Here is a 12,365-nt window from a genome sequence, read left to right on the forward strand (position 1 = left end):
AGAATCCGGACTTTATTCGGTAACAATCCGTAAACCTTTGAAAACAAAAGAGAAGCAGCGGAATGTTTGAGTGAACAGGAGGGTATTCTCAAAAGACAGCGGCCCGAAGGCCGCTGTTTATCTGTACGTCAATCGCCGATTATTGCGCGACTTTGTACAGGTTGCGGCTGTAGATGTTCTGTTGAACATCTTCATAAGGCCAGCCTTTCAGGTCGGGTTTGACCATGATGATGCCGGTGTAGTGGTACACAGGCGCGTTAGGCATGTCTTCGGCGGCCAATTCTTCCATCTGGGTGTAATTGGCGCTTGGGTCGGTCATGGTCTGGGCTTCAGCAGACAGACGGTCATACTCGGCCGAGTCGTAATTGGCGTCGTTGTAGCCTGAACCAGACTGCATCAGATCGAGGAAGGTTGAGGCTTCGTTGTAGTCGCCACACCAGGCGCCACGGGCAATTTCGAAATCACCTTCGCCACGCGTAGTCAGGAAGGTCGTCCACTCCTGGTTTTCCAGAGTGGCTTCAACGCCGAGTTTCTGCTTCCACATGGCGGTGACCGCAATGGCCACTTTGCGGTGGGCTTCATCGGTGTTGTACAGCAAGGTGGTGCGCAGAGGGTTGTCCGGGCCGTAACCGGCTTCAGCCAGCAGCTCCCTCGCACGCTCGTCACGCTGGGCCTGAGTCCACTGTCCCCAGTCGACGTCGGGCGTGGTGAAGCCTGCCGTCAGTGCGGGGGTAAAGGTGTAGGCCGGGAACTGACCACCCTGCAATACGTTGTCGACGACGACGTTCCGGTCGATCGCGTAGGACAGAGCTTTACGAACGCGGGCGTCATCAAACGGTGCGACTTCGTTGTTGAACGAGTAATAGTAGTTACACAGACGCGGGAATACATGCGCTTCTTCGGGACGCTCGGACTCCTGAGCCGGGTATTGGCCCGCAGGAATGTCGGTCTTATCCAGTTCACCAGCATCGTAACGGTTCAGTGCCTGGTTTTCATCGTTGATGACCAGGGTCACCACTTTGTCCATCAGGTTGTTGTCGTTGTCCCAGTACAGGTCATTACGCTCACGCACCAGGCGTTCGTTGATGACGTGCTCGGTCAGCACGAAAGCACCGTTACCGACCAGGTTGCCGGGTTTGGTCCAGTCATCACCGTGCTCTTCAATCACCCACTGGGGCGACGGGAAGGTGGTGGCGTGGGTGACCATCTGGTCAAAATAGGGCATGGGGCGGGTCAGGCTGACTTTCAGGGTATGTTCATCAACAGCTTCGACACCCAGAGTCGTGTCTTCCATCTCGCCTTCGAGAACGGCATCGACGTTTTCCAGTGCCATCAGGCTCATGTACCAGGCGTAGGGTGAGGCCAGCTCTGGGTCGACGGCGCGGCGCCAGGCGTAGACGAAATCGTTGGCGGTCACGGGCTCGCCATCGGACCATTTGGCGTCGTCACGCAGGTAGAACGTCCAGTTTTGGTTGTCGTCGGTTTCCCAACGCTCGGCAACGCCCGGTACGATGTTGCCTTCGGGGTCGGAGTTCAGCAGGCCTTCAAAGAGGTCGCGAACGATGTAGGAACCATCGACATCTTCAACCACCTGAGGATCCAGCGATGAGGATTCATCCAGTGCGCGGTAGGTAAATACTTGCTCATCGGCCAGTTGTTCGCCGGTAACCGGATGAGTGTCTTCGGCGAGCACGGTCGTGCCCATCAGCGAGGCGGATACAACAGCCGCAGCCAGTGTTTTGTGCAGAGTTTTCATGATTAACCCTCTTATGAATCGTTCTAGTTTTTAGTAAATGACCTATGAAAAGCCGTTGCCAGGATAAGGCGAGGCTCACAACAGTGTCTGTTCCCAGGTCTTAGCCTGATGCGAAACAAGGCATGTAAACTTTCACATCCTGCAATAAACATCAATCTATGGGCCAAAAAAAATGACTGTATGGTTCACTTTACTGGTGAATCTGTGACGCAGGCTTGGGAATGGGCGTTGTGAACGGGGTTTATCGCTGAAGTGTTTTACAATACCACGTTTCGGAACGGCGTTTTAACCCGGGTTTTAAGACGGCAAAAGGCCGGGACGAGAGCCCGGCCTACGTCGACTTGGAGGCAGGCTTTTCAGTCGGCGACGATGTAAAGGTTGCGGCTGTAGATATTCTGTTGAATATCATCAAATGGCCAGCCTTTGACACCCGGTTTAAGCATGATGACCTCGGTGTAGTGGTAAACCGGGGCGTTGGGCATATCTGTGGCGATCAGGCCTTCCATAGCCGTGTAGTTGGCGCTCGGGTCCGATTGGGTCTGGGCTTCGGCCAGCAGGCGGTCGTATTCCCCCGAGTTGTAATGGGCGTCGTTGTACCCGGAGCGTGATTGCATTAAATCCAGAAAGGTGGATGCCTCATTAAAGTCGCCACACCAGGCGCCACGGGCAATGTCAAAGTCGCCTTCGCCGCGCGTGGTCAAAAAGGTGGTCCATTCCTGGTTTTCCAGTGTGGCTTCAACGCCTAGCTTTTCCTGCCACATGTTGCTGACGGCAATGGCCACTTTGCGGTGAGCTTCATCGGTGTTGTACAGCAGGCTGGTTTCCAGCGGGTTGTCCGGGCCGTAGCCAGCCTCGGCCAGCAATTCAACAGCGCGGGCATCCCGCTCGCTCTGGGTCCACTCACCCCAGTCAACATCGGGTGGGGTGAAGCCGGCGGTCAGGGTCGGTGTAAAGGTGTAGGCCGGGTATTGTCCACCTTGCAATACGTTGTTGACCACAACATTGCGGTCGATCGCGTAAGACAGAGCCCGACGCACGCGCGGATCGTCGAAAGGCTCTACGTTGGTGTTGAATATATAGTAATAATTGCACAGCTGTGGGAACACGTGAGCCTGATCCGGATACTCAGACTCCAGCCGCGGGTACTGGCCTGCCGGGACGTCGGTTTTGTCGAGTTCGCCGGCGTCGTAGCGGTTGAGCGCCTGATTTTCATCGTTGATGACCAGGGACACGACCCGGTCCATCAGGTTGTTTTCGTTGTTCCAGTACTGTTCATTGCGTTCCCGAACCAGTCGTTCGTTGATCACGTGTTCGGTGAGCACGAAAGCGCCGTTGCCGACCAGGGTGCCCGGTTGAGTCCAGTCTTCGCCGTGTTCTTCGATGACCCATTGCGGAGCGGGAAAGGTGGTAGCGTGCACGACCATTTGTGCGAAATAGGGCAGCGGACGGCTGAGGCTGACCCGCAGGGTGGTTTCATCAATGGCTTCGACGCCCAGCGCCGATGGCGGCAGTTCGCCATCCAGAATTGCATCGACGTTCTCCAGTGCCATCAGGTTCATATACCAGGAATAGGGAGAGGCCAGTTCCGGGTCGACGGCGCGCTGCCAAGCATAGACGAAATCTTGTGCGGTGACCGGTTGACCGTCTGACCACTTGGCATCGTCGCGCAAATGGAACGTCCAGATTTGGTTGTTCTCGGTCTCATAGCGTTGGGCGACACCTGGAATGAGATCGCCCTGTTTATTGGCGTTGAGCAGACCTTCAAACAGGTCGCGAGCGATGTAGGAGCCATCCACATCTTCAACCAGCTGGGGATCCAGTGATGATGATTCGTCCAATGCACGGTAAGTGAATACTTGCTCTTCAGCCAGCGCTTCACCCGTTACCGGGTGCATATTGCCTGCCGGCTCCTGGCTCTCGGTGGAGCCGTCGGGATCGCCGGAAGGCGATTGTGAAGCGGTATCCTCACCGCCCTGTGAACAGCCTGCCAGTGTGACGCCGGTGATGAGAGTGGCGGCCAGCGTCTTGCGCCAGTCCATTGCGATGGGTTTTATCATAAGTAATCTCCCTGTTTGAGTAATGCAGCCCGGTTTAAAGCTTAAGGCAGCCGTTGCTAGCCCGCCGAGTTCGTAAACGCCAGTTGCAGTGGACTGATGTAACGGTAAGTAAAGTGGCGCAGAAACTGTCACAGAGGCCAGCAAACATCAACGAGGGAAAGGGTAAAACGCCATACATTACGCATTGCGGGCAATGATGGCGCAAAAAACAGGGGTTGGTTAACACAGCTACCTGTGTTCGGCTTCCATGACCTCAATCAGGTTACTCAGCTCTCGTTGCAGGGCTGCATCGTCGCCCAGGTTGACCTCGACCAGGCGTCGCAGATGGGAGGCTGTGTCGACATCCATCGACAGAATGTTCAGACCGCAGGCGTGGCGCTCTGCGTGGTAATAGGAGACCTCTACTTCCATATTGAGCACTACGTCGCTCTGGTCGAGCTGCACGACCAGTTGCCCGGTGCTGTTAACCTCGGGGATGTCTCCGGTATCACCGAGGACGACAAGAGCACCCTTCAGGCTGATGTCACGCAATATACCGGGGTAAAGGTCGGGTTGGGCCGGGTCACCCAGGCGCAATTCGATGCGGGCATTGAATTCAATGCGTTGAAAGCGTCTATGGTTGTCGGACATGAATGTCTCCAGGTGACGGGATCGCTAGGAGTCTGTCGGACTTAGGATGAATTGGCTGCGGAAGCGGGACGACGGCCCAAATATCCGCAAATTTCGAGCACATAGGCCCACTATGCACACGAAATTTGCGAAAATTTGGTCTCGTCTTCCCACTCCCTCGCTTCAATCCCCCTAAGTTCGACAGACTCCTATGGTTATCGGCTGAGGCAACTAAAAGTAAATGGGTGATCAGTGCCCATTGAATTCACTATAGTTGGCGCTCATTTAGGGTGCAATCACAAAGGAGACTTCCATGGCAAGATCCACTGACTTGCCCGCCGCCAGCGCTGCGCTGCCCGGTCGGGAAACACCATTACCGGTAGAATTCCAACATGCGGTGTTCGATACAGACATGCGCGACACTCCCGACGGTTGCGAAGAAATCGTCCTCGCCATGGGCTGTTTCTGGGGGGCAGAGCGCCATTTCTGGACGCTGCCTGGTGTACGCAATACCGCAGTAGGCTATGCCGGAGGTCTGACCCCAAACCCGACGTATGACGAAGTCTGCTCCGGTTTGACCGGCCATACCGAGGCAGTGCGGGTGGTGTATGACCCCAGCCAAGTGTCGCTCGCGGCTCTGTTGAAGTCGTTCTGGGAAGCACATGATCCGACACAGGGCATGCGTCAGGGCAACGACATAGGCACTCAATACCGGTCAGCGATCTACGGAACCGGCGAGCAAATCGCGGTAGCCGAACACACGCGTGATGCTTTTGAAACAGCGCTGAAAGCAAACGGAAAGGGCAGTATTACCACCGAGATTGGCCCGTTACCGCCGTTTTACTTCGCCGAAACCTACCATCAGCAATATTTGCTGAAAAACCCTAACGGCTACTGTGGCCTGAAAGGTACCGGGGCGGTCTGCCCGCTTTAGGCCGCTTGCGTTGTAACGGTTGTCACAAGTGCCTAGAGACGACTCAGTCTCTCACAAGCTTGCGTCAGTTTGGCTTCGTCGTAAAAGGCGAAGCACAAACGCATGGCGCTGGCTTGTTCCGGTGAGGCTGAAAATTTCTGACCGGGCTGAAAGCCCACGCCCACCTCATGGGCACGCAGCAGCATGGCGTCGGTATCGGCTCCGTTGCGCCAGTGCGTCCACATAAAAAACCCGCCTTTGGGTGTCGTCCACTCAAGCCGATCGTCCAGATGATCTGTCAGCCCTTGCACCAGTGTTGCCAGTCGGCGTCGGTAGATATCCGAAAGCCGCGACAGATGGTGATCGAACCGGCCGTCTTCCAGCAGGGGCCTGACCAGACTCGATGTGACCGGTGCCAGTCCGCCACCGCTTGCCAACAGACCGCTGCCGATCAAGGGTGCCAGCATGGCTTGTGGCGCCTGAATCCAGCCCAGTCGCAACCCCGGCGCCAGCAATTTGGAGAAGGAACCGATCGACAGGATGGGCGCCCGATCGTCGAAGCTGGCCAGCGGATCCGGCGGTGGCTGGTCGTAGTAGAGATACTGATACACCTCATCGGCAACCACCGGGCAACCGGTGTCCCGCGCCAGTGCTACCAACTGCGCCCGGCGTTCGGTGCTCTGGGTAATGCCGGTAGGGTTGTGAAAGGTTGGAATGGTGTAGAAGAAGGCCGGCTTGTGCTGGTCGATCAGGGCCGCCAGTTCCAGAATATCGACGCCGTTCTCGTCCATGGGCACTGCAATAGTGGTCAGGCCATGGTCGGACAGTTGTCTGCGGGCGATAAAGTAGGTGGGGTCTTCGACCAGGACCGTATCGCCGGGCTGGCTGAACCGGGTACAGATCATGTCCAGGGCGTTGGAAGAGCCATTGGTCACCAGCAGGTTACCGGCGCTGGCCGGCTGGGTTTGTCGCCGGTTCAGCCAGGTTGCCAGAGCGCTGCGAAAGCGCTCATCACCCGCTTCGGTGCCATAGGCCAGGGCCGGGGCTTCCAGAGAGACCTGCTGAAACAGATCGGCTGGTAGCAGCGCAGGGTCGGGTTGACCAATACCGAGGTCAATCCGGTGGGCCGGGGCCGTTACTTGAGTGGTAGTCCAGCTCATGGGCAAGCTGCTCCTCGGTTTGCCAGAGATGCACTCAGTTTGACTGCAACAGGTGAATGCTTCAAACCCCTTAGACTCATGTTTCACAGTCCGCAGTGGTCCAGCGACGGGTGGTAGGGTTGCTTCTTCGAAGGTATCTGAGGCATGGACTAAAAACGCCGGGAGCGTTTTAGTGTGAGCGTAGCGAGCCCGTAGGGTGAATCCCATGGAAGGGATTCACATCCCGAGGTTAAGCCTACATGGCGGTACGTTTGGTCCGGCACCCCGGTCTCGGGGTATTTACGGCGCCCCCGTTGAAGCAACCCTACTGCCCGTTGCGGGTTCAAGGCGATGGAGCGAAATTAAGCGGCCAAATTTGAGCTTAAGGAGTTTCAGTCTCCTCCGACGGTGCCGGGTGGTTGGCCAGAGTCAGGCCGCTCAGGGTTGCGAGCAGGGAGCAAACAAGCATGGCCAGGGCAATGCGCTGAATCGAGCCATCGACGATCCAGGTAGACGCAGTGCTGATGGTACCGGCGACAATGAACTGGGCGGCCCCGATCAAAGCACTGGCTGTGCCGCTGAGTCGGCCAAAGTGTTCCAGATAGGCCGATTGGTTGTTGGGGGCAATGGCGCCGATGGTGCCGCCGACCAGAATCATCATTGGTAAAAAGGCGTACAGGCTCTGGCTGTTGAAGCCCAGAAACAGGTTCATCAGCAACAGAGCCCCAGCTTGAATCACCAGCGCGATTTTCAGCAACAGCACCGGCGAATAGCTGAGCAGCAGGCGCCGGTTCAGGGTGCCCAGTACGCCCATGCAGACCACACCGGAGGCAAAGGCAATGGAGAACTGGGCGTTGTTCAGGCCAAACCAGGTTTGGTACATGAAGGAGGCGTGAGTAACAAACAGCATTACGGTGCTGAAGGCCAGCGATTGAATCACAACGTGCCGCCAGGCCATGGGGTGGCGCAGCACCGCCAGATAGTTGGTCAGCAATCGCGAAACCGGTTCTTTGGCACCGGTCTTTCGGGGCTGATGGCGCAACAGGCGAAACCACATCAGCACGCCGACACCGACGGCGTAGACCGCCAGGAAATAGAAAATCAGTGGCCAGTCACCAACCCAGAGCAGAATCGAGCCCAACGACGGTGCAATGGCCGGGGCGATGAACATGATCAGGGCGATCAGTGAAAACAGCCGTGCCGCATCCCGGCCACGGGCGGTATCGCGCACCAGGGCGGGAACGCTGACGGCTATCCAGCCGCCGCCGAAGGCCTGAATTAACCGCCAGAGGATCATCCACTGCACATCGGTACTGCGACTGATGGCAATTGCGCTGATGGCGTAAATACCGAGACCGGTCAGCAGCACAGGCGCCCGACCGTAACGGTCAGATAAAGGGCCGCCAATGATCAGGCCCAGTGCCAGACCAAATACATACAAACTCAGCGTCAGGGACACCTGATTCTGGCTAACCCCCAGATCCTGGGCGATCACTGGAAAAGCGGGCAAATATGCATCGATGGCCAGCGGGCCGAGGGCCATGGTAGCGGCAAGGAGAATTGAAAATTGAAGCGTGGATTTCATGCGAACCTGTTAGTTGAGACCTTACAACAGGCAGAGACGACGCCCTGCCTGCACAAAAAGATGAACGATTATACAAGACTTCGCGTGCCACCGCCGGGCACCAGGAGCAATCTGTTCGGGCTGTAGCGTTCAATTCTGGCTACATGGCCGGGTGGTTCTGGCAATCGGGCAGGGTGCTACCGGGCTGGCTGGTGTGCCGACGGGGAAACCAGTAATCTTCGGCCCACTCAAACACTGCTATGTTGATCCAGGATGCCGACGCACGAGAGCTCTACGTCAATCGACCCCGCCTCCCCCAAGACTGGCCTTGCATTGCTGGGTGGTGTGGCGGTTATCGCCATTTGGTCGGGGTGGTTGGTGTTGTCGCGCCTGGGTGTAAAAACCGTGCTGACACCGGCTGACATTACCCTGTTGCGTTATGGTACGGCGGCTTTGTGTACCTTGCCCTGGGCGCTGACCTACCCCTGGCGTCGTGTTCGGTGGGGTCGGGCTCTGGTTGTGGCACTGGGGTGCGGCTTTCCCTATACCCTGCTCAGCTTTTACGGGCTGTTGTTGAGTCCCGCGGCTCAGGCGGGGGTGTTGGTCAATGGCAGTTTGCCTGTCATCAGTGGCGTGCTGGCCATTGTGTTGTTGAAACAGCGTTTTCGAGCCGGTGCCTGGCTAGGGGTTGCCCTGGTGGTGGTTGCCAATGGTCTGATGGTAGGGCCAACACTGATCAATCAAACGGTTCCGGTAGCAGGCCTGCTGTTGCTGTTTGCCGCTGCCTGGGTCATGTCGATCTACATGACCGCGGTGAAGGCCTGGCACGTCAGTACCCGGGATATTCTGGTCTGGGTGCCCTGGATCAACGGCCTTATGTTTGTGCCAATTTGGTGGCTGATGCCCCATGTCTTACCCGAAGCACCGCTGAAGGATGTGTTGTTGCAAGTGGTCTATCAGGGAGTAGTCGTCAGTGTCTTGGCGTTGTTTCTGCTGGGCTTTGTTATTCGCGAATTGGGGTCGATGACCAGTTCCCTGTTTATGGCCTTTGTACCCGCCAGTGCTGCTTTGTTGGCTATACCGGTTTTAAATGAATGGCCATCGTCCCTGCACTGGGGTGCGATTGCCCTGTGCACTCTGGGGCTGGTGGTTTATGGGCGCAGTCAACAACTGGGCAGCCTACCCAGATAACACTTCTATAGAATGCTTTATTCCTTTGTTTTTCTTCTGTGTCAATTCATCACTCGATAGAGCTTGGTGCCGGTTGCTTTACGCCCAATGTCTAATGGGACCCTGCCGTTATTGGGCGCATAGTTTTTCTAACGGATGATGCTCAAAACGGGATCAGTGCTGACGTGGGTTCCCGGCAAGGTATACAGCCCGAACGCTAAAACAATACGGTGAATTTATGACTCAGATGCCCGCTGTTCTCGACTACTTTTCTGAATACCAGGCCAGCGTGGCCGATCCGGATACGTTCTGGCTGACGCAAAGTAAGCGCATTGGCTGGTATCAGCCTCCCACGCAGGGAGCCAGCCTGGGCAATGAAGGGCTGTATCGCTGGTTTGCCGATGGTGAGCTTAATACCGCCTACCTGGCACTGGATGCCCAGATAGAGTCTGGTCGGGGCGAACAGACCGCGCTGATTTATGACTCTCCAGTCACCGACTCTGTGCAGCGATTTACCTACCGTGAGCTGCGTGATGCAACGGCACGGGTGGCCGGAGCACTGCGCGGCCTGGGCGTAGGCAAGGGCGACCGGGTGGTGATATACATGCCCATGGTGCCTGAAACGGTGATGGCCATGCTGGCCTGTGCGCGGCTTGGTGCGGTTCACTCCGTCGTATTTGGTGGTTTTGCCGCTCATGAGCTGGCGGTGCGTATCGATGATGCCGAACCGACCGTGGTGATTTCGGCTTCGTGCGGCATTGAAGTCAACCGGGTGATTGAGTACAAGCCCATACTGGACGCTGCACTGGAAGAAGCCCGTCACAAACCCGCGTCTACACTGATTCTTCAGCGTCCGCAGGCCGTAGCCCGGATGCAGGCCGGACGAGACCTGGACTGGAAAGAAGCACTGGCCATGGCCGAGCCAGCAGAACCGGTGCGGGTAAAGGCGACCGATCCGCTTTATGTGTTGTACACCTCCGGTACAACCGGCAAGCCCAAGGGAGTCGTGCGCGATAATGGCGGACACGCGGTGGCCATGCACTACAGCATGGACGTCGTTTACGGCATGAGCCCGGGCGAGGTGTTCTGGGCCGCCTCTGATGTTGGCTGGGTGGTGGGGCATTCTTACATTGTGTACGCGCCGCTGATCTTTGGTTGCACCACGGTACTTTATGAGGGTAAACCGGTGAAAACGCCGGATGCCGGTGCCTTTTGGCGTGTGGTGGCTGACCATAAAGTCACCGCGCTGTTTACCGCGCCAACGGCGTTCCGGGCGATCAGAAAAGAAGACCCCGATGCTGCTTTGATGGCGCAATACGATACTTCCAGTTTGCAGAAACTCTTTTTGGCGGGCGAACGTCTCGATCCGCCGACCTATGACTGGCTCGTCGACAAAACTGGCTTGCCGGTGCTGGATCACTGGTGGCAAACCGAGACCGGCTGGGCCATTGCCTGCAACCCGGTGGGCATAGAACAAATGCCGGTCAAAGCCGGGTCGGCAACCTTGCCAACCCCGGGGTTTCAGGTTGAGATACTGGACGCCTATGGCGAACCCTGTGAAGCCAACCAGCAAGGTGCGGTTGCCATTCGGCTGCCCATGCCCCCGGGGTGCCTACCGACGATCTGGCGAGACAGCGACCGGTTCATAGCGGGCTATCTGTCCCAGTTTCCGGGCTATTATCTCTCAGGCGACGGCGGTTACCGCGATGAACAGGGGTATGTGTTCGTGATGGGTCGCCTGGATGATGTCATCAACGTTGCCGGACACCGGCTTTCCACTGGCGAGATGGAGGAAATCGTCGCGGCTCATCCGGCAGTCGCCGAGTGCGCCGTTTTTGGGGTTCACGATGAGCTGAAAGGTGAATTACCGTTGGCCATGGTGGTTCTGAAAGACGGTTTTGTTGGGGATGAAGACGCGCTGAAGTCAGAGCTTGTCGCGTCGGTTCGACGTCAGATTGGCGCGCTGGCATGCTTTAATCAGTCACTGATCGTCGAACGGTTGCCAAAGACCCGTTCGGGAAAAATATTGAGAAAAACCTTGCGCCAGATGGTCAACGGGGAGGACCTTCAAGTTCCATCCACCATCGACGACCCCGCCATTCTGGATGAAATTCGGGAACGGTTGAGTGAGTAATGGCTGTTTTAACCACTTTACCAGATAGGCGCAATTCCCCTTGTTGTGTGGCCAGGGGGGCCTGGCAATCGAACTTTGCGCATGGGCCTCGGGTTCTTTGTCTATACTGGGAAAGTATGCCTGATCCCATGTGATGGATTGGGCCGATGTCGTAGAGGGCGCCCCTTGCAGAACTGGTCACTTCGCTGGAAACTCACCCTGGGCACTGCCCTGGCTATTACCCTGGCTTTGTTTGCGGTTACCGGAACCGGCTGGTATGCGATGCAAACCAACGGTGACGTGGCTGTCGCTAATGCCAGAACCTCGATTGAGAGTCTGGTCGAGCAGGACCTGACCAATACCGCTGAACTGATCGCGGGCGATGTAGAAACCTTTCTTAACCGCAGTTTTGATCTGTCTCGCGTGCTTGGCACGGTGCTGAGCAACACGGCGGCCGGGAACGAAATGGACCGGGACCCTCTGGAACGTGCTGCGGTTTATGATCTGGTTCAGGCTGTGTTGGTCGAGGGGCCCAGTCTGGGCTCGGCTTATGCTCACTTCGAACCAGACGGGTATGACCGTGCGGATGCGTTCTATCGGGGTGGGACCGATGAGCACAGTTCCCTTGCGGGAAATCTTGACGTCTACTGGGTTCGCGACGGTGATGACATCGTCTATTACCGCACGGAAGAAGACCAATCCTTTAAATATGGCTCTTTGTAAAACTCTGTGGAACCCTATGGCAGCATATCCAGCTTCCCACAGTGAAACAGTATGCTCGTTCTAAAGCCTTCGAAAGAACGATAACCTCGAGCATTGGACTTTACCGTCTGAATCTTTGAGTTTAATCCCTCGGCGACGGCATTGCTGATCCGGTGATCGAAGTAATTCAACAAGCCATTTTTATGCGCTTTTAGCATTCTGGCCACTTTCTTGATGGGCTCCAAACGGCAACGAATAGCCCAGCTGTACCACTTCTCAAAATAGCGTTTCGCCCAACCTTTACTGTGGTAGTCCCAAAAGGGTCGGAAATGTTCTTTGATA

10 protein-coding genes are annotated in these 12,365 nt (G+C 56.5%); 4 read left to right on the top strand and 6 right to left on the bottom strand.

The features are described 5' to 3' along the window. Window positions 1–139: 139 nt before the first annotated feature. The 3 genes from G565_RS0115260 to G565_RS0115270 form a co-directional block, all read right to left on the bottom strand. Window positions 140–1,756 carry a peptide ABC transporter substrate-binding protein gene (locus tag G565_RS0115260; protein ID WP_028671675.1) on the bottom strand — a complete coding sequence of 539 codons (1,617 nt, stop codon included), beginning with the start codon at window positions 1,754–1,756 and terminating at the stop codon, window positions 140–142. 356 nt (window positions 1,757–2,112) lie between these two features. Beyond that, the gene (locus G565_RS0115265; protein WP_245584195.1) at window positions 2,113–3,813 is read right to left on the bottom strand and encodes a peptide ABC transporter substrate-binding protein; all 1,701 of its coding nucleotides are present in this window, start codon (window positions 3,811–3,813) and stop codon (window positions 2,113–2,115) included. 228 nt (window positions 3,814–4,041) lie between these two features. Beyond that, a complete protein-coding gene (locus G565_RS0115270) occupies window positions 4,042–4,443 on the bottom strand; it encodes a PilZ domain-containing protein (protein ID WP_028671677.1) in 402 nt (133 codons plus the stop codon). Between the two features lie 292 nt (window positions 4,444–4,735). Here G565_RS0115270 and msrA point away from each other — a divergent pair, with 292 nt between their 5' ends. After that, window positions 4,736–5,356, top strand: coding sequence for a peptide-methionine (S)-S-oxide reductase MsrA (gene msrA, locus G565_RS0115275; protein WP_028671678.1), 621 nt, complete (start codon window positions 4,736–4,738; stop codon window positions 5,354–5,356). Window positions 5,357–5,388: 32 nt separating this feature from the next. Here msrA and G565_RS0115280 read toward each other — a convergent pair whose 3' ends face one another. Together G565_RS0115280 and G565_RS0115285 are read right to left on the bottom strand one after the other, a co-directional pair. Beyond that, on the bottom strand, window positions 5,389–6,495 hold the full coding sequence (locus tag G565_RS0115280) for an aminotransferase-like domain-containing protein (RefSeq protein WP_051208024.1): 1,107 nt from the start codon (window positions 6,493–6,495) through the stop codon (window positions 5,389–5,391). A 361-nt stretch (window positions 6,496–6,856) separates the two neighbouring features. Then, on the bottom strand, window positions 6,857–8,059 hold the full coding sequence (locus G565_RS0115285; protein WP_028671680.1) for a multidrug effflux MFS transporter: 1,203 nt from the start codon (window positions 8,057–8,059) through the stop codon (window positions 6,857–6,859). A gap of 252 nt (window positions 8,060–8,311) precedes the next feature. On the opposite strand from G565_RS0115285, the gene G565_RS0115290 reads away from it, so the two are divergent. From G565_RS0115290 to G565_RS0115300, 3 genes are all read left to right on the top strand, one after another. Beyond that, on the top strand, window positions 8,312–9,229 hold the full coding sequence (locus G565_RS0115290; protein ID WP_084649418.1) for a DMT family transporter: 918 nt from the start codon (window positions 8,312–8,314) through the stop codon (window positions 9,227–9,229). A gap of 217 nt (window positions 9,230–9,446) precedes the next feature. Next, complete coding sequence (locus tag G565_RS0115295; RefSeq protein ID WP_028671682.1) at window positions 9,447–11,342, top strand: propionyl-CoA synthetase; 1,896 nt, start codon at window positions 9,447–9,449, stop codon at window positions 11,340–11,342. A 165-nt stretch (window positions 11,343–11,507) separates the two neighbouring features. Continuing rightward, complete coding sequence (locus G565_RS0115300) at window positions 11,508–12,044, top strand: hypothetical protein (RefSeq protein ID WP_028671683.1); 537 nt, start codon at window positions 11,508–11,510, stop codon at window positions 12,042–12,044. Between the two features lie 14 nt (window positions 12,045–12,058). Here the strand turns inward: G565_RS0115300 and G565_RS0115305 are convergent. Then, window positions 12,059–12,365, bottom strand: a 307-nt coding sequence (locus tag G565_RS0115305; RefSeq protein ID WP_028671684.1) for a transposase, incomplete at its 5' end; no start/stop codon positions are given.

This window comes from Saccharospirillum impatiens DSM 12546 (assembly GCF_000423605.1).
Taxonomy (GTDB): Bacteria; Pseudomonadota; Gammaproteobacteria; order Pseudomonadales; family Natronospirillaceae; genus Saccharospirillum; species Saccharospirillum impatiens.

What these genes read in the sequence shown, in the direction of transcription:
- G565_RS0115260 (WP_028671675.1), bottom strand. Translation starts at nt 1,756, where the DNA reads ATGAAAACTCTGCACAAAACACTGGCTGCGGCTGTTGTATCCGCCTCG.
- G565_RS0115265 (WP_245584195.1), bottom strand. Translation starts at nt 3,813, where the DNA reads ATGATAAAACCCATCGCAATGGACTGGCGCAAGACGCTGGCCGCCACT.
- G565_RS0115270 (WP_028671677.1), bottom strand. Translation starts at nt 4,443, where the DNA reads ATGTCCGACAACCATAGACGCTTTCAACGCATTGAATTCAATGCCCGC.
- msrA (WP_028671678.1), top strand. Translation starts at nt 4,736, where the DNA reads ATGGCAAGATCCACTGACTTGCCCGCCGCCAGCGCTGCGCTGCCCGGT.
- G565_RS0115280 (WP_051208024.1), bottom strand. Translation starts at nt 6,495, where the DNA reads ATGAGCTGGACTACCACTCAAGTAACGGCCCCGGCCCACCGGATTGAC.
- G565_RS0115285 (WP_028671680.1), bottom strand. Translation starts at nt 8,059, where the DNA reads ATGAAATCCACGCTTCAATTTTCAATTCTCCTTGCCGCTACCATGGCC.
- G565_RS0115290 (WP_084649418.1), top strand. Translation starts at nt 8,312, where the DNA reads ATGCCGACGCACGAGAGCTCTACGTCAATCGACCCCGCCTCCCCCAAG.
- G565_RS0115295 (WP_028671682.1), top strand. Translation starts at nt 9,447, where the DNA reads ATGACTCAGATGCCCGCTGTTCTCGACTACTTTTCTGAATACCAGGCC.